Source organism: Ureibacillus acetophenoni, from assembly GCF_900220965.1.
Classification (GTDB): domain Bacteria; phylum Bacillota; class Bacilli; order Bacillales_A; family Planococcaceae; genus Ureibacillus; species Ureibacillus acetophenoni.
The window spans coordinates 49,656-67,503 of the sequence record NZ_OBQC01000012.1 but is presented as its reverse complement, the minus strand read 5'-3'; the positions used below and the strand labels follow the sequence as shown (position 1 = coordinate 67,503).

Sequence of the window (17,848 nt, the reverse complement as noted above, 5' to 3'; positions counted from 1 at the left end):
AAAAACCCTTTAAATTACGAAAGGAAATTCAATAAATACATCTTTACTATAATATTCGGTTACACATTTAACGGATTACTCCAAGTTCGGCTTCCTTGTTACAAGGTTAGAAATATTACCGACCAAGCTTAATATTTGGAAATGGACTTCCGCTAAATCTTGTACAGTTTTGCCCTCATAGCCCTCCAACCACTCTTGAAATAAACCTAAAATGGCAGAGGTGAAAAATGCTGAAAAATATTTATGGAATTCTTTATCAGCAAGAAGAGGGGAGTATTCAGCTAAACGTGCAACAATGGTGTTTTTAAAAATCTCCTTCACTTTATTTGAAAAGGAAGGATCGCCCTGATTACCAAGAATCGCTCTTATTGCAACGGCATTGTCTAGTACAAATTCATAGATTCCTAAGAAAGGTGAATAGATTTTACGTTGTTGTATGGAGATGAATATTTCAGGGGGTGCAATATTTCTCATTTTTTCTTGTAATTCATCTAATAGTCGGTTTTGTATTTTTTCCATACAATCGAATTTATCGACATAATGTAAATAGAAAGTACCCCGATTAATGCCTGCACGTTCTGCAATTTTTTTCACTGATACATTTTGAAATCCTTCTTCTTGTACTAGGTCAATAAAGCACCTTTCAATTTCAAACTTTGTTTTCTGTGCCATTTGCTCATGAACTGTTCCCATAAGTTCACTCCATTCACTTAACATTTATTGTAAATGTGTTTATTGTATTTGCCAATATGCTACTCTAAAATGAACTTATAATCAACGCGTTGTTCATTGATTCTTGATAAGGATGTGATGTGAATAATGAATGTAATCAACCTTCAAGATGTTTCGAAAACGTTTAAAAGAAAGAATGTTATTAAACCGACTACATTTGCCATTGAAGAAAAGAAAATTTTTGGCTTACTAGGTCCATCAGGTTGTGGAAAAACGACTTTAATAAAACTAATTGTTGGCATGTTAAAAGCCGATTCTGGTGACATTACGGTGTTAGGAAAACAAGTTCCAAATGCTTCGTTACTTAGGGAAATTGGCTACATGGCACAATCTGATGCCCTTTATACTGCGTTAACAGGAGAACAAAACTTAGAGTTTTTTGCAAAGTTATTTGGTTTTTCAAAAAGTGAAAGAAAAGAACGTATTCAATACGCAGCAAATATAGTACAACTTACGGAAGATTTGAAAGTATCTGTTTCATCTTACTCAGGTGGTATGAAACGTAGACTATCATTAGCAATCGCACTTATTCAAAACCCGAAAATACTAATCTTAGATGAACCAACTGTAGGTATCGATCCTTTGTTAAAAAGGTCAATATGGAATGAGTTGGAACGATTAAAGGATGAAGAGGATAAGACGATTATTATAACGACTCATATTATGGATGAAGCAGAAAAATGTGATTATCTAGCAATGATGCGGGATGGAGAAATTATTGCAACAGGAAAACCAACTGAGTTAAAAGCACATTACAACGCACAGAACTTTGATGATGTGTTCCTGAAAATCGGGGGTGGACTGTAATGCGAATACTAGCTCTAGTCAGTCGCATCATTCAGCAAATCCGAAAAGATAAGCGGACATTAGCATTGTTATTTGTTGCACCGTTATTAGTTTTGACGCTTATGTATTTTATATTTGATTCAGAAACAAGCGATTTAAAACTAGTCGTTACAGATGTAAATGAAAGAGTGATTGAACTACTAGAAGAATCTGAGTTTGAATTATTTAAAGAAGATAGTTACTCAATAGAGCGAATGGCAGAAGAAGAATTGGATGGATGGTTACATATGGAGGAAGAGAAGCTAGCTCTTACACTATTAAATGAACAACCATCACGCTCGAGCTCTGTAAAAATGTTATTAGCAAAGACTCTTAATGTTAACGATTCAGTTGCGAATTCTTCCATTGAAACTGAGTATGTTTATGGTGATGAAGAAACAAAAATTTTCGATATATTTAGCCCAATGTTAGTCGGATTTTTTGTCTTTTTCTTTGTATTTTTAATAGCGGGTATTGCGCTACTTAACGAAAGAACAAGTGGAACTTTAGAAAGGTTATTGGCCACGCCTATAAAACGTTATGAAATTGTCTTTGGTTATGTAGTAGGATACGGTTTGTTTGCTTTAATTCAAACGATTATAGTCGTACTCTATTCAGTAAAGGTTTTAGATATCGTTTTAGAAGGTTCTATTTGGCTTGTTTTACTTATCAATATATTAGTAGCATTTGTTGCATTGTCACTTGGAACATTGTTATCAAGCTTTGCTTCTTCCGAATTTCAAATGGTGCAATTTATTCCGTTAGTGATCGTACCTCAAGTATTCTTTTCAGGTATCTTCCCAATCGAAGGGATGGCAGAATGGCTTCAACAATTAGGGAAAATCATGCCACTATATTATGCTTCAGATGCACTCAATGGTGTAATGTATAAAGGATTCACCATATACGAGATTGCCGGAAATTTACTAGTGTTACTTGGATTTGCTATTGTCTTTATTACGTTAAATATCGTTAGTTTGAAGAAATATAGATCCATATAAAAGCTAAGGCGGCTATGCAATTGTTTGTATGCCGGCTTAGCCTTTTTTAATCCGCAGCTTAGCACCTCGAAGTTGATCTTGAATGAATAAGTCAATCATTTCGATCATTTTCTCTGGTGTTTCATCCATTTCCCTTAATACCCAACTTTCCACAAGTGATGCAAGAGAAACCGTGAAAAAATGAGTTAGAAATGACATATAATCCTTTGGTGCCTGTAATTTTTCTCCGAATTCAAATACAACAGGACCTATAATAGGAATGCTCCCCTAGGGTCGTTTCTTTTTTGGAAAAGGACAAAGGATACCTATTAGCGGAGGTGGTCTAATAAGTATCCTTATTGGAGGTGAATTTTTTAAGGGTTAATGTGGTAGCATTACCCATTAATAGGTTTTGAAGAAGGTCTACATATCTTTTTTATATGGTGCTTTTCTTTTAATCTTCTTTAAAGGAATTCCATTATAGTAGTATTCCTTTGTATATTCATGGTGATCATTTTTATGGTCGTCATCTTTTCCCCAATGTTTCTCTTTATGGCAATCGCAAGTAGGTTTTTTGTGAGGTTGTTTCCCTTTGTGCAATTGGTCAAAAAGATGATCAAGATTTAATAATTTGTGATTATAAAGTAGTGAAAGTATGTCTGTTAACCAAATTTTATCTGGCATTTCATGATGTTTCTTGTCATGAGGTTGTTTTTGCATTTCTTCTGAAGAAGATTCGTATTCTTCATGGAATGGTTTATGATCTTGACATTTGCATCTGTGGTTTTTTGAGCTTTCCTCTTTTGTAGGAGGTTTATATTCAAATTCGTAGCTTGATGAATCCACTGCCATCATTTCTTCATCTTCTGTAGATTCTAAAGAATTAGGTTTTAACTCAAAATGATGATAGTTCTTTTCGGGTTTCTTATCTTTCATTTTACATTCGCATTCATGTTTGTCATGATGTTTGTCGTGTTTTTCTTCATCAGTCCACCAGTCATAATGTTCATGATTTTTACAACCGCATTCATGTTTGCCGTTGTGCTTGTTGAAATGTTTCAACCAATCATAATAGTCATGATCTTTATGTGTTTTACATTTGCAATCATGTTTGTCATGGTGTTCATCGTTCTTTTTGTCATGTTTCCACCAATCATCTTTATCATGATGGTGTTTATGGTTACATTTACACTCATGGTGTGGTTTTTTTGGTTCCTTATCAAATTCAAATTTATTTAATAGTGTCATTAACAACATGACTAAACGTTTAATAGAATGATGATCTAATTTAAAACTATCTGTATTCATATCTTGGAAGTTGTTATTCTCCTCTGTGTTATTAAAAAAATTGTTTTTACTTTTACCGCAAGAAGGGCAAAATGTAGGATCATGGTGCTGTGGATTGTAACTAGAACTCATTTCTTCACCTCCTTTTCGTTAACATCATATTCGATAATAGAGTTTATGAATGGACGGTTAGCCAACGTTAGTAAAATGTGCTATTGACTAGATAGAGGAAATGAGGAAATAGTCTATTTTTGTTTTCAAGTTTGAAAGATTAGTGGTTGTGAAGGTTATTTAGGCGGGTAAAAAAATACAGTTGCATAAGAGCAACTGTAAAGTGGTCAGAATTATTCCTTTTGAAGTTCAGATATTAAGACCGCTTGTTTTCTATCGCTAAATGTTTTTCCAAATAATAAAGTAGCAAGTGCCAAGATAACAACGATACCCGCAAGTGTTAATGGAGCTTTAAAGCTATTAAATATCGATTCAGCACCACTTGCTAAGATAGGTCCAACTATTTGACCTAATGCGTAGGCTGTCGTTAACACAGAAACAACCGCTCCACTTTGTTTCGGGAAAAGTTGCCTTGCATAAGCGGTTGATAAAGTAACGATTCCAACAAAAGTAAAGCCAAACAGAAAGGCAGAAAGCAAGACACCCCAAGCCGTTTGTGAGAAAACAGGTAGAAGTATACCAATGATTTGTAGTATGTAAGCAATGGATAATACTTTTACAGTAGACATTTTAGATATCATTGCCATCCACAGTGGTGCTGCAGGTGCAGCGGCTATCCCAGCAATGACCCAACTGAAACTAGCAAAGGGTCGTAAACTTTCAATATTGTATATAATATCAACTAAAAAAGTACCAGTAATAATGTAACCTAACCCTTCAAGTCCATAAGCTATTATTAGCCAAGGCATAAATCCTTGAAATATTTTAGTTTCCTTTGTTTTTTCAACTTTCTCTCCATCACGTATAACGATTTTTCTCCACATTGTCAGAGTTGATAATAAAAATAGTGCAGATAAAATTCCTAGACCTATCCATGAACCTTCCCAAGAATAGAATGATTCAATTAATGGAACAAGTAAACCCGATAAGGCAATACCAAGTCCAATCCCTGAAAACAGCAACCCAGACCATCGACTTAAATTATGGGAAGCTAAGTAATCCATAACGATACTAGATGTTAAAACGAAAATAAATCCTCCCGTTATTCCGGCGATGAAACGAAGAATAATCCATAATATGTAGGAATGAGTAATCCCCATAATGACAATGGATATTACATTCAGTAACACGTTTAAAAGTAAAAAGTTTTTTTTATTTCGATAAATAAATCCAGCACCTAATGCACCTACAAAGTAGCCAACATAGTTACTAGATGCTAAGAAACCCCCTTGTTCAAAGGACAATCCTTCATCAATTCGCATAAAAGGTAGAATTGGTGTAAATGCAAATCGACTTATACCCATAGCAACAATCATAAATAAAATTCCGCCAAACAAAACCCCCACATGTTGCCGTGTCATAAAACAACCCCTTTATAATGTGAATGAATCAAATTTAAAAATTTTCCAATTATTCTATAATTTTATCACTATATTAAGATGAGGCAAGGAATTGAATTAGCCAATGTATAATAGATAGAAAATGTACTATACAATGATAAAAACGTTAAAAACACACATAATATGAATTTGTTATAAAAGAAAACATATCTATATAGAAGGGGCTATCACTATGAAGGTAACAGATATTACAATCCGACATTTAAAAATGCATTTGAACAACCCATTTACAACGAGTTTTGGTTCTTTTAAAGATAAGGAGTTTCTATTACTACAAGCTAAAGATGAGGATGGAACCATCGGCTTTGGCGAGTGTGTTGCTTTTGATACACCATGGTATACAGAAGAAACTGTAAAAACGTGCTGGCATATGTTAGAGGATTTCCTAATTCCGCTTGTTTTACATAAAGAGATTTTGCACCCTAATCAAATTAGCGAGATATTAAAACCTATACGTAAAAATAATATGGCAAAAGCAACAATAGAAGCTGCTCTCTGGGACATTTACGCACAGCAAACAAACCAATCATTAGCACAAGCGCTAGGTGGAACTAAGGAAAAAATTGAAGTGGGAATTAGCATTGGTATACAAGAGACAATTGAAAAACAAATAGCAGTAGTTGAGCAAGCTATTCAAGATGGCTATAAACGGATTAAGGTTAAAATTAAGCCCGGATATGATATAGAACTTATTAAATTATTAAGAGAACATTTCCCTGATGTACCCTTAATGGCAGATGCCAATTCCGCATATTCATTGGATGATATCGACCTATTAAAACAGTTAGATCAATATAATTTACTGATGATTGAACAACCACTAGCTGCAGATGACATTATTGACCATGCAACATTACAAAAACAATTGAAAACCCCTATTTGTTTAGATGAAAGTATTACTTCCTATGAGGATGCACGTAAGGCTATTGAACTTGGAAGTTGTGGAGTTATTAATTTGAAAATTGGACGAGTTGGTGGTCTAACAGAAGCGAAAAAAATTCACGATTTATGTGAATCGGCAGGTATTCCCGTATGGTGTGGTGGCATGCTTGAAGCTGGAATTGGTAGGGCGCACAACATCGCCTTAACTACATTATCAAATTTTGTTCTACCTGGAGATACTGCTGGGTCGAGTCATTATTGGGAAGAAGATATCATTCTTCCAGAGGTAATAGCTCAAGATGGTTACATAATGGTACCTCGAGATAGTGGAATAGGCTATTCACCAAATTTCGAAGCAATCGATAAACTTACAATTTCAATGAAACAATATTAATAAAACCCTTTATAGATTCCGCTTATTTTGTGGTCCTTTTCTATTTATTGAAATGAGGGAATCAATGAAAAGTAGTTTGCGAATTGGACTAGCATTTGTTGGTTTAGTCGTCGGAGGGGGATTTGCATCAGGGCAGGAAATGATGCAGTTTTTTACGAGTTTTGGAATCTATAGTATTTTTGGAACAATCGTAGCGACAATTGGTTTTGCCTTTTTAGGGATGAATATTGCACAGATAGGTTATCGGTTAAATACTTCTTCTCATAAAGAGGTTGTATATTTTCTAGCAGGTCGTACGTTAGGATCCATTTTAGATATTCTTATTACAGTGTTTTTATTTTGTGTTACGGTCGCCATGTTTGCTGGTACCGCATCTGCCTTTAGGCAAGTATTAGGATTTGACCCCGTTATCGGAAGCGCATTTATGGTTGTTTTAACTGTGCTCACATTAATGTTAAATATTAAAAGTATTATTAATGTCATTGCTATAGCAATTCCTTATTTGCTAGGGCTAATGTTAATAATTTCTGTTTTTTCAATTCTTACAACAGATTTATCCTTAGCGGAGCAGACGATTTTAGCACAACAACAGCGTTCTGCTGCTCCAAACTGGTTGTTAGGTGCATTACTTTATGTCTCTTATAATATTGCATCTGGTGTAGCTATGATGACAGTGATTGGAAGTACTGCATCAAGTAAAAGGGTAGCTGGTTTAGGCGGTATTTTTGGTGGACTCATACTTGGGGCATTAATATTATTAGTTAATATTGCCTTGTTTGCAAAAATGGATGTAGTTGTTGGGGTGGATATGCCAATTGTAGAAATTGCTTTTAATATTCACCCTATAATCGGAGTTTTAATGGCAATAGCCTTACTTGCAATGATATATAGTACAGCTGTTGGTATGATGTATTCATTTATCGTACGTTTAATCCCTCCAAAGGATAAAGTGTATCGTCCAACTGTAGTGTTCTTTGGAATCATTGGTTTTATAGCAAGTTTTGTCGGTTTTACAACATTAGTAGGACAAGTCTATTCCTTAATGGGCTACCTTGGATTCGCGATTATAGCGGCAATCACTATAACGTGGGCATCAAAAAGAAATTAATCCCGTTAGCTAATATGCTTTCGGGGTTTTTTATTTTACTCTTATTTAGGCACATTTCAAAAACAGGAATCATTAAATAATATAGAAGAGATCGAAATGAATAAAAAGGGAGATATGGGATGAATCAGCACTGGCAATCGAATGTTATGCCACATTTCTATTTACAAATTCCCAGGGGACAGTTTATTGTTTCTTATAAAATTGGTGATGTAACTGGAGACGGGTTTCCTGACATTATTTATATCACAGCAGAAAAACAATCAGACGGTCCATTTTTAAGAAACATCACGTTATTTGTAAGATATGGTAGAACCTATCAAACAGAAGAGTTCCAATTACCTGAAAATGCAGGTTACAATCCGACTATATGGTTAGGTGATGTAACTAGAGATGGTATCAATGATATAATGGTAACCATTGATTCAGGTGGTAGTGGGGCTATTATATTTTCGTATATATTTTCAATGGAAAACGGACGAATGACTAATATTTTTGACTCTATTCAATTTAATGAACAACATCCTTACAAGGTACAATATGCAAATCAATATAAAGCGAATGTTTTTAGTAAAGATCCATCTAAAAAGTATACCCTTGACCTTCAATATAAGGGGAATGAGTATTTAAGTGAAATTTATTATACGAATGGCGTTTTAAAACAGCCAATAGAAGGTTGGGTAGACCCAATTAGCGGTTTATATCCTGTCGATCTAGCAAGAAACGGCAATTACAATTTACTTGCAATACAACGAATTGCAGGGAGATATCATGCAGATGGTTTAGGTGATGTAGAAAACTTATTAAGCTGGGATGGTCAATCATTTGCTATTGTTCGTCAATCCGTTGGTATATACGGGCAGGATATGGATGTAAGACAATCGAATTAAATAATATGACAATAGTAAAATCGATTTCAAATAGAAATCGGTTTTATTTTTACTCTATGAATCGTAAGATAATGTAAATCTATCAAATGAAGTGAGGGCGATTTTTATGGCAATTATTTATCCAGAATTTAATAGTCCAGTAACAATAGGAGTAACGGCCCCGTCATCAGGATTATACAAAGAACAGTATTCACTCCTTGAACGAGCGATTGAAAAAATGGAAAGTAAGGGATTCACGGTAAAAGTAGGGGATACAGCATGGATGCAGTATAAGGCCAAATCCGCACCGGCTACAACACGCGCTGCAGAATTAAATAGCATGCTTCAAGATGACACAATTGACTTCATATTCCCACCATGGGGAGGAGAATTACTAATTGAGATTTTGGAGCATATTCAATTTGAGAAAATAAAACCTAAATGGCTTCTAGGCTATTCAGATACAAGTGTACTTTTACTAGCAATTACATTAAAAACAGGAATCGCAACTGCCCATGGAAATAACATCATCGATCTGCGCGGTAGACTAACTGATCCAACAACTGCAATGTGGGAGAAAGTATTATTTACAAAAAAGGGCGAGGAAGTAATACAGTATTCATCGGAAAAGTTCCAATTAGAATGGCAGCATAACAATGAGACTGATTATGTATTTCATCTAACAGAGCCTACTAAATGGAAAACGGTTAAAAATGACCCGATGTACGTAAAAGGTAGATTACTAGGGGGATGTATTGATGTTATTAGACATTTAATCGGAACCCCATATGGCGATGTTCGAGCGTTTCAAAAACAATTCATAAATAATGAACCAATTATCTGGTATCTTGAAAACTGTGAACTACAAACAACAGATTTAAGAAGAACTTTAGTTCAAATGAAGTTAGCTGGTTGGTTCGATAATTGTAGTGCAATTCTTTTTGGAAGAAGTCCAGCAAATCAGCCGAAAGAAGATTATCATGTGGTTGATGTATACATGGAATTGGCAGAGGAATTGGGAGTACCGATTGGATATGATATTGATTGTGGTCATATGCCACCTCAAATTACATTTGTTAATGGAGCATATGCTGAGGTAAGGATCTATACTAATGGTGGTATGGTTACGCAGAGATTTATAGAGTGATGGAATATGTTTAATCATATAGAAAAACCTAATTTCCTCATGGTTCTATGGGAAATTAGGTTTTTTATTAGTGAATCCAGCAATTATTTTACGATTAGAGCGGGGCAGTTTACTCGTTTCATTACTTTATGGCTGACACTGCCAAGCATCATTTCTTGTAGACCATTAAGACCACGGCTACCAATAACAACTAAATCTACCTTTTGTTCATTTGCATATTTTACGATTTCAGGTCCTGGATTTCCACGGAGAATCGTAGTTTTATAACGTATTTTTGTATCATTAAGATATTGTAATACTTTCGAATTTTTCTTGCGACGTTCAATCTCTAATGCTTCACTAGAATTTGAGTGGAGAACGTCTGATTTTGCTTTATCAAAATCAACAACATAAACTACTTCAATAATAGATTCCTCATTACAAGATGCAATCTTTACAGCCTCTTTGGCTGCACGAACGGCATTTTCAGATCCATCGGAAGCAAGTAAAATATGTTTGTACATAAAATTCCTCCTAATGAGATGAAGACATACTTTCTAATTTTGAAAGAATTTTCCTACTTGGAGTATCAAGGTCTATTACATCAACGGTAATTCCTCTTTCTTGTAGTAGTTCCTCAACTTTCATTAATGACGCTACACCTGAATCATCCCATATACGGCTATTGGAGAAATCGATTTGAATATGTTTAGCGTCGATGTTTTTATTTTTAAAGTAGTTAATAAACCCATCTGTTGAAGCAAAGAATAACTGTCCATTGACGATAAATCGATTGTCCTCTTGAACGATTTTTACTGTTGAAATTTTTACAACGAAGAAGATTGCACTTAGTATAACACCGGCAATGACACCTTTGGATAAATCATGTGTCCAAACGACAATAATGACAGTAACGAGCATAACAAGTGCATCTGTTCGAGGTGCTTTTACTAAATATTTAAAAGAACTCCAATCAAATGTACCAATACAAACCATAATCATAATTCCTACAAGAACAGGCATCGGAATTTTAACAACTAAATCGCCCAAAACAAGGATTAAAAACATTAAAAATAATCCTGCAACTAAAGTCGATAGGCGACCACGACCACCAGATTTCACGTTAATAACGGATTGACCGATCATTGCACATCCAGCCATACCACCAAAGAAGCCATTTACAAAGTTCGCAATTCCTTGTCCTCTTGCTTCTTGGTTTTTGTTACTATCAGTACCAGTCATATCATCTACAATACGTGATGTTAGTAAAGATTCGACTAGCCCAACAATAGCAAGAGAAATCGAAAATGGAAGAATGATTTGTAAAGTCTCAAATGTAAAAGGTACATCTGGAATGATGAATGACGGTAAAGTTTGTGTAATACTCCCTAAATCACCAATTGTTCTTAATTCAATACCACTAAAAAGAGCAACTGCTGTTAATAGTACAATTGCGATTAAAGGGGCTGGAATTACTTTAATAAATCTTGGCAATGTGTAAACAAGTACTAAAGTAATTGCTACAAAAACATAAGTCATTGTTGATATGCCGATAAAATGAGGTACTTGAGCCATAAAAATTAATATAGCTAATGAATTAACGAACCCAATCATTACAGCGTTTGGAATAAACTTCATTAGTTTGGCGATTTTAAAAACGCCAAATAGAATTTGTATAATTCCTGTAAGAATCGTTGCTGCGAATAAGTATTCTATCCCATAATCACGTACAAGTGGGACCATTACTAAGGCCATTGCTCCGGTCGCAGCAGAAATCATCCCGGGTCTACCACCAACGAATGCAATCAAAACTGCTATAGTAAATGATGCATATAATCCGACCATAGGATCTACGCCAGCAATAATTGAAAAGGCTATGGCTTCTGGTATAAGTGCTAGTGCAACTACAATTCCTGATAGAATATCACCACGCACGTTGCCAAACCATTGTTGTTTTAAACTCTGCATGAGTAACTCCTTTACTATGAATTTAACTGTATTTTTTAGTAAGATAAGTATTAGCAATTATCCAATGAAAATTCTTTGATAATCATAACACCTATTTTCCTATAAGGGAACACTTTTGGGAAAGTTTTCAGGAGAGATATGAATGAACTATGGGTACATAAGACCGCTATATAATGATGAAAATTGTAAAGAACAACTAGAGAAGTTAGAGGAACAATGTGATTTTATATACAAAGAGTTACATGGAACGCCGAAAAAACGAATTGAACTTGAAAAAATGCTTATGAATCTCAATAAGAATGACACCATTATAGTTGAAAGAATGTTTGTGCTAGCCGATACAACAAGACACTTATTAGAGCTATTGAAACTGTGTGAAAAAGATGAAGTGAATATTAAATTTCTTAACGAAGGTTTAGATAGTAAAGGCGTTTTCTCTTTGTCCCTTCATGAGATGGTTGAAAAAATAACAAAATTTCAAACAGATATCGTAAAACAATCGACGATGATTGGTATTGCAAATGCTAAGGCACAAGGAAAACCTATAGGTCGGCCTAAGAAATCTAATGATCAAATCAATCAAGCAATTGCAATGTATCATTCAGGAAAATATACATTAATAGATATAAAAAATGAAACAGGAATTAGTAAATCAACCCTATACCGTTATTTAGAGAATGAAGATTTAATGGGCAAGTAAAAAGGCACAGTCATTTGGACTGTGCCCTTTGAATCGGAATTGAGTGTAATGCTTCTTCGGCACTTGAAAAAGCAGGGCCGATAAGTAGCAATCGTTCAATATAATTTTCTATTTCCTTAGGTAGCTGTAATTCCTCTTGCCAACTTCGTTCTTTTCGACTTGTTGGTGAATAATTTGAGTAAATTAAGTATAAAAGGAAATGCCCAATATAATATAAATCACTTCGATGGTCTTCCAATTTTTTGGGATTATCGAATTGCTTTATAAGAACATTGTTTTTTATATATGAAGCTAGACCAAAATCTATTATATAGATGTCATCATTTTTTATTAATATGTTAGGAATTCTTAAATCACGATGAACTATTTTTTGATCATGAATACGAATTATGACATTTAATAACTTTTCTAATATAACAAAACATTCTTCCAAGGAAAATGTTTTTCCTTCTCGAAAAATTTCTTGTTCAAAAGTATTACCATCTATCAAGTCCATTATATAGAATGGTACGTTTTCTAACTCTCCTTCGAGAAAGACTTTTGGAACATTAGGAAGATTCAATTGTTTTAACATTTCAATCTCTTGTTTAAACTTTGACTTTGTTTGACTTCTACCTCTATATTTAGTCCGCATCCTTTTAAGGACGTATTGTTTCTTAGTCTCTTTATGAACTAATAAATACGCAAGACCGTAAGCCCCTCTCCCAATAAATCTTTGAATTTGAAAAGGTGTTTCATTTTCAATGTAATTTTTTACGAGGCGCTTAATTTTAGTGTCACTAATGAACTTTAACATATTTAACTACTGAAGAAACTTCCACTTCTTGATCCAAAGAATCCTGAACTAAAGCTTCTGCGTCTTCTTTTGTAGTGCTTGTGGCCATAATATTTATCTTTATGGGAATAACCTCTATGACTTGAAGAGGAGTATGAATAACGACGATGACTTTTTCCAAATAGTGATTTCTTAAATTTATCAAACATAAAAACGGTTTCCCTCCAAAGAGTTTAATTAATGATATTTATAATATATATACGATAATAATCCGAAGATGTTTCATTATCTAATAATAATATAAATAAATTTTTTCCTAATGTACACAAGTTTCTGAAAATTTAAAAATTATAATTTGAAACTAATTTATGTAGTAACGAGTTTTGTACAATAATAAAACCAGTTTCCGATACCGCAGTCGGAAACTGGTTATTTTTATCAAAGGATAAGGCTTTATTCGTTCATATAAACTTCGCCATCTTTGTAAGTCATTTGTTCTGGGTATCGTAAGTTAGTGACATAATTCTTCGTTTCTTGTGAAGGTGGTTTAGTAGCTAATGAAACAATGATGTTTGCAGCAATTGCAGCAGTAGCACCAAATACTCCAGCTCCCGTATCGATAATTCCTAAAATTGTAAACCCACCATATTTAGCAGCGAATATATATCCTAAAGTGACCGAAAGACCAACTAACATACCTGCAATCGTTCCTTTTGCATTTCCTCGTCGCCACCATACACCAAGAACTAATGCAGGGAAGAACGTACCTGTTGCAATAGCAAATGCCCAAGCAACGATTTGTGTAATGGCACCTGGTGGGTTAAGTGCAACAATACCTGCAAGAACTGTTGCAACAACGATTGTAATACGTCCTACGTTTAATCGTTGTTTTTCTGTAGCAGTAGGTTTTAAAATTCGGTAGTAAATATCGTGTGCAAATGCAGAAGAAATTGCAATTAATAAACCACCAGCTGTTGATAATGCAGCAGCCATCGCACCAGCTGCTACTAAACCGATTACAAATACACCGAGGTTAGCAATTTCTGGCGTCGCCATAACGACGATGTCATTTGCAATGACTAATTCCTTCCATTGTAAAATTCCATCCGCATTTTGATCGGCTACTTTTAACAACCCTGTTTCTACCCATGATGTTGTCCATGCTGGAAGTTCTGAGATTTTTCTCCCTGCAACTTGTGTCATTAGGATGAAACGAGAGAATGCAGCATAAGCAGGTGCAGAGAAGTACAATAATGCAATGAATAATAACGCCCATGCCGCTGACCAACGAGCAGCCTTCATCGTTTTAACTGTATAGAACCTTGCAATTACGTGAGGAAGTCCAGCCGTACCACACATTAATGTAAACATAAGTGCAAGGAATTGCCACTTCGTACCATTCTCAAATGGAGCAAAGTACTCGGATAATCCAAGTGCTTGATCGAGCGCTCCTAATTCACTAACGATATGGCCATAAGATAACCAAGGAATAGGGTTACCTGTAATTTGCAATGATATGAAGATAATAGGAACTAGGTAAGCAACAATTAATACGACGTATTGTGCAACTTGAGTCCATGTAATTCCTTTCATACCACCGAATGCAGCATAGACTGCAATTAATACTACCCCAATCATCGTACCGAATTCAGCATCAATTTGGAACAAACGTCCAATAACAACCCCGGACCCTGATAATTGTCCAATTGAATATGTGAAACTAATGATCATTGTACATATTGCCGCTATAATAAGTGCAGTTTTACTTTGGAAGCGGTCTCCGATAAATTCAGGAACAGTATAACTTCCAGATTTCCTTAGTTGTGGAGCAAGTAAAAAGGCTAAGAATAAGTAGCCCCCAGTCCAACCCATAATATAGGCTAAACCATCATACCCAAGAACCATAATAGTACCAGCCATACCGATAAAAGATGCAGCACTCATCCAGTCAGCGGCAATTGCCATACCATTATATAGTGGTGGAACTCCGCGGCTAGCAACGTAGAAGTCTGAAGTTCCCTTCGCATTGTTATAAACGGCAATCCAAATATACAGTGCGAATGTTGCTAAAATAATTGCAAGCGACACTATAAATTGTGTATCCAAAAGCGATCCCCCTTTTTAAGAATTTCCCTCTTAGTGATTATTTGTAGTTTTACTTCCAATTTCTTCATTTTTACTTTCATCAATGCCGTATTTTTTATCAATTTTATCCCCAACAATGGCATTAACAAATAATAAGATAATGAATGTAGCCAATGCACCTTGAGCACCCATAAAGTAATGGAATGGGAATCCATTAAATGTAAATTTACTTAACTGCTCTGCAAAGAGAACACAACCATATGAAACAACTGCCCAAATAATAAAGTAGATAATCATATACTTGACTTTCTCGCGAAAGTAAGCATCAGCAATGCTCTTATCGATTTTCTTCACAAGTTTCACCCCTATTTAGAAATTTCCCCATTATCCATACGAGTATCAGAAGTGATTGCTAAGTCCGAAATACCTCCTTTCCTCCATTAACTTAAGAATTTCTCCTTAAATTAAGAGAGATTTTATATTCACTTTGTCTTTAATTTTGACAAAGGAATTCACATTGATATGGCATAGTAAAACAAGCGGGAAAAGTAGTATTTTCATATGTTTTATTATCAGCCAGTATTATATTTGGTTAATTATTGTAGGCTAAAGATAAATTTAATAGTATCCATCAGTGGTAGGGGGACTAAAGCAATTTGAACGATAAAGTAGACGGTGAAGGCGATTACAGGAATAGTTAACAGGGACATTCTTTTAGTTTTAAATGCGAAAAATAAACTTAGACCAGCTAGAATAATAAATGCAATAAACACTGTGTTCCTCCTTTTATAGTTGCTAGGTGTAAATTGTTTTTTAAACTTTATGATACAAAAAGGGAGAATATAATCAATGAGTAGAAAAAAATGTCATAAAAATATAAGAAATAATAATCATTTTTTCGTTTTATAAATCTGATAAGTTAATCATATTTTTTGTAGTTGTAAAAGATTTGTATCATATCAAGAAAATTGATGGAGCTATAGTCCTGTCAAGGGGTTAGCAATTAATACAATTAGAAAAGCCCCTTCAAGTTATATTGAAGGGGCTATATATAATATTAAATCAGTGTTAATCTAGAAATTTAATAAAGTATTCTGCCATTTGTTTTTTCGATAAATTTAACTTTTTCATAATACCTGAACAATTTGAAAGGATAATATCCGATCCTTCTGACTGTACTAATTGTACATGATAGTTAGATTGAAGTATTTGAGCGAACTCCCATTTCTCTCTGGAATAAGACTTATCGCCTCTATGAAAACGTCCCATCTCATAATAGAGATCCTCAAAAAAATACTCAAAAAGGTCACTTTTTTCAAGAAGTGTACGATATCGACTTGAATCAATGGGTGCTTCCTTTGCGTAGATGTCCTTAAATACAATGTGAATTATTTCTTCAGGATCAATGACTTCATAATCCGTTTCCTCAATTGACCATATAGGGTACCTAAATAAAGAATGAGTTCGGACGGTGTCTACATTTTGTAATTTGTTTCGATAGAAGCTTTGTAATATGACACCATCATTCGATACATAGAGTACCTCATAAATATAGGCTGTTCCAATACCGTATTGATGATCTTCCTCTAAGATAGCATAACTTTCCCCATACAATTGATCTGTCTTCAGTATCACGGGTTCATAGCTTTTTAAGTCTGAACCTTCATCCATAAGAGGAGAGTAACGAATATAAAGATTAAAAATGTCTTTCTTTTCAGGGTTTGCTAAGCAAAGACTATGATTGTTTTTAGGTATTACGAATTGAAGTATCTTCATCACTCCTTACGATGATTTTTTGAAGCTATGTAAGCATAAAGGAATGTGGACATATGAAAATAACTGACTCTAAATACATATTCAAGTTTGAGGACAATATTCGTAATTCAAATGAAATTATTAAATTTAAATTGAACATTTTTTTAACTCCAAAGTAAAATAGGCATTAACAAAAGGGCATTTAACCTTAATAGGCTAATACTTTCCACATACATTGTAGGTAGTTCATATGGAAAGGAGGATAAATGCTTGTATCCTTTTGATTACGATGATGATTATTTAGCTCAATTTGATGATGATAACCAAGGTCGTGGAAGAGGGCGTGGTCGTGGTCGCGATGATGATTCACCATCATTCCGAGGTGGTTTTCCAGGTGGCGGATTCCCAGGCGGATTCCCAGGTGGGGCTCCGGGGGGATTCCCAGGCGGAGGGTTTCCTGGAGGTGGCAATCAGTTAACACCACCAACGGCTCCACCACCAAGTTTCACACCACAAACATTTACAACAATACAACAACAAGATTTCTCACGCCGCGGTGGTGTAGGTGGTATTCGACGTTGTATGTTCCGTAACACATTTATTTGGTTGAGAAACGGAAATAGCTTCTGGTTCTTCCCGATGCTAATTGTGGGGAATACAATCGTTGGTTTCCGCTGGCGAGGCAGAAGAGGTTGGGTATTTGATTCATTAAATCGCAACAGTATTATTTTCTTCCAATGTTACTAGTCTTAATTACAAAGCCCGCATCAAAAAAAACAAAGTTCCTTCTAAGG

General features: G+C 34.7%; 19 protein-coding genes. 8 read left to right on the top strand and 11 right to left on the bottom strand.

Annotated features, from left to right (window positions below):
• Positions 1-75: 75 nt before the first annotated feature.
• Positions 76-693 carry a TetR/AcrR family transcriptional regulator gene (locus CRO45_RS14910; protein ID WP_170949507.1) on the bottom strand — a complete coding sequence of 206 codons (618 nt, stop codon included), beginning with the start codon at positions 691-693 and terminating at the stop codon, positions 76-78.
• A gap of 126 nt (positions 694-819) precedes the next feature.
• Here CRO45_RS14910 and CRO45_RS14905 point away from each other — a divergent pair, with 126 nt between their 5' ends.
• Together CRO45_RS14905 and CRO45_RS14900 are read left to right on the top strand one after the other, a co-directional pair.
• Positions 820-1,539, top strand: a complete 720-nt coding sequence (locus CRO45_RS14905) for an ABC transporter ATP-binding protein (protein WP_097150420.1) — start codon at positions 820-822, stop codon at positions 1,537-1,539.
• The gene (locus CRO45_RS14900; protein ID WP_097150419.1) at positions 1,539-2,558 is read left to right on the top strand and encodes an ABC transporter permease; all 1,020 of its coding nucleotides are present in this window, start codon (positions 1,539-1,541) and stop codon (positions 2,556-2,558) included. Before CRO45_RS14905 ends, CRO45_RS14900 begins: the two co-directional genes overlap by 1 nt.
• 36 nt (positions 2,559-2,594) lie before the next feature.
• On the opposite strand, the gene CRO45_RS20120 is transcribed toward CRO45_RS14900, so the two are convergent.
• From CRO45_RS20120 to CRO45_RS14890, 3 genes are all read right to left on the bottom strand, one after another.
• On the bottom strand, positions 2,595-2,810 hold the full coding sequence (locus CRO45_RS20120) for a TetR-like C-terminal domain-containing protein (protein ID WP_268878135.1): 216 nt from the start codon (positions 2,808-2,810) through the stop codon (positions 2,595-2,597).
• A 150-nt stretch (positions 2,811-2,960) separates the two neighbouring features.
• Positions 2,961-3,956, bottom strand: a complete 996-nt coding sequence (locus tag CRO45_RS14895) for a hypothetical protein (protein ID WP_097150418.1) — start codon at positions 3,954-3,956, stop codon at positions 2,961-2,963.
• A gap of 212 nt (positions 3,957-4,168) precedes the next feature.
• The gene (locus CRO45_RS14890; RefSeq protein WP_097150417.1) at positions 4,169-5,356 is read right to left on the bottom strand and encodes a YbfB/YjiJ family MFS transporter; all 1,188 of its coding nucleotides are present in this window, start codon (positions 5,354-5,356) and stop codon (positions 4,169-4,171) included.
• A 211-nt stretch (positions 5,357-5,567) separates the two neighbouring features.
• On the opposite strand from CRO45_RS14890, the gene menC reads away from it, so the two are divergent.
• From menC to CRO45_RS14870, 4 genes are all read left to right on the top strand, one after another.
• Positions 5,568-6,671 (top strand): o-succinylbenzoate synthase, encoded by a 1,104-nt coding sequence (menC, locus tag CRO45_RS14885; protein WP_097150416.1) that lies wholly within the window; start codon positions 5,568-5,570, stop codon positions 6,669-6,671.
• 64 nt (positions 6,672-6,735) lie between these two features.
• Complete coding sequence (locus tag CRO45_RS14880) at positions 6,736-7,779, top strand: YkvI family membrane protein (RefSeq protein WP_097150415.1); 1,044 nt, start codon at positions 6,736-6,738, stop codon at positions 7,777-7,779.
• A gap of 119 nt (positions 7,780-7,898) precedes the next feature.
• Positions 7,899-8,666, top strand: a complete 768-nt coding sequence (locus CRO45_RS14875) for an FG-GAP-like repeat-containing protein (RefSeq protein ID WP_235864613.1) — start codon at positions 7,899-7,901, stop codon at positions 8,664-8,666.
• A gap of 106 nt (positions 8,667-8,772) precedes the next feature.
• Positions 8,773-9,792, top strand: coding sequence for a S66 family peptidase (locus CRO45_RS14870; RefSeq protein WP_097150414.1), 1,020 nt, complete (start codon positions 8,773-8,775; stop codon positions 9,790-9,792).
• Between the two features lie 83 nt (positions 9,793-9,875).
• Here the strand turns inward: CRO45_RS14870 and CRO45_RS14865 are convergent, their stop codons facing one another.
• Entirely contained in the window at positions 9,876-10,295 is a 420-nt protein-coding gene (locus CRO45_RS14865; protein ID WP_097150413.1) for a universal stress protein, read from the bottom strand.
• Between the two features lie 10 nt (positions 10,296-10,305).
• Positions 10,306-11,739, bottom strand: coding sequence for a SulP family inorganic anion transporter (locus CRO45_RS14860; RefSeq protein WP_097150412.1), 1,434 nt, complete (start codon positions 11,737-11,739; stop codon positions 10,306-10,308).
• Between the two features lie 142 nt (positions 11,740-11,881).
• Between CRO45_RS14860 and CRO45_RS14855 the strand changes: the two genes are divergently transcribed.
• Complete coding sequence (locus CRO45_RS14855; RefSeq protein WP_097150411.1) at positions 11,882-12,439, top strand: recombinase family protein; 558 nt, start codon at positions 11,882-11,884, stop codon at positions 12,437-12,439.
• Positions 12,440-12,449: 10 nt separating this feature from the next.
• Here the strand turns inward: CRO45_RS14855 and CRO45_RS14850 are convergent, their stop codons facing one another.
• The 5 genes from CRO45_RS14850 to CRO45_RS14830 form a co-directional block, all read right to left on the bottom strand.
• Positions 12,450-13,235: a protein kinase domain-containing protein gene (locus CRO45_RS14850; protein WP_097150410.1), complete on the bottom strand. Its 786-nt coding sequence runs from the start codon at positions 13,233-13,235 to the stop codon at positions 12,450-12,452.
• A gap of 432 nt (positions 13,236-13,667) precedes the next feature.
• Complete coding sequence (locus CRO45_RS14840) at positions 13,668-15,320, bottom strand: sodium:solute symporter family protein (RefSeq protein ID WP_097150408.1); 1,653 nt, start codon at positions 15,318-15,320, stop codon at positions 13,668-13,670.
• Between the two features lie 30 nt (positions 15,321-15,350).
• Positions 15,351-15,653, bottom strand: a complete 303-nt coding sequence (locus CRO45_RS14835; protein ID WP_097150407.1) for a DUF4212 domain-containing protein — start codon at positions 15,651-15,653, stop codon at positions 15,351-15,353.
• 242 nt (positions 15,654-15,895) lie between these two features.
• Positions 15,896-16,072 (bottom strand): hypothetical protein, encoded by a 177-nt coding sequence (locus CRO45_RS20115; protein ID WP_170949505.1) that lies wholly within the window; start codon positions 16,070-16,072, stop codon positions 15,896-15,898.
• Positions 16,073-16,367: 295 nt separating this feature from the next.
• Positions 16,368-17,075 carry a hypothetical protein gene (locus CRO45_RS14830; RefSeq protein WP_097150406.1) on the bottom strand — a complete coding sequence of 236 codons (708 nt, stop codon included), beginning with the start codon at positions 17,073-17,075 and terminating at the stop codon, positions 16,368-16,370.
• Positions 17,076-17,324: 249 nt separating this feature from the next.
• Between CRO45_RS14830 and CRO45_RS14825 the strand changes: the two genes are divergently transcribed.
• Positions 17,325-17,801: a hypothetical protein gene (locus CRO45_RS14825; RefSeq protein ID WP_212613434.1), complete on the top strand. Its 477-nt coding sequence runs from the start codon at positions 17,325-17,327 to the stop codon at positions 17,799-17,801.
• Positions 17,802-17,848: the final 47 nt, after the last annotated feature.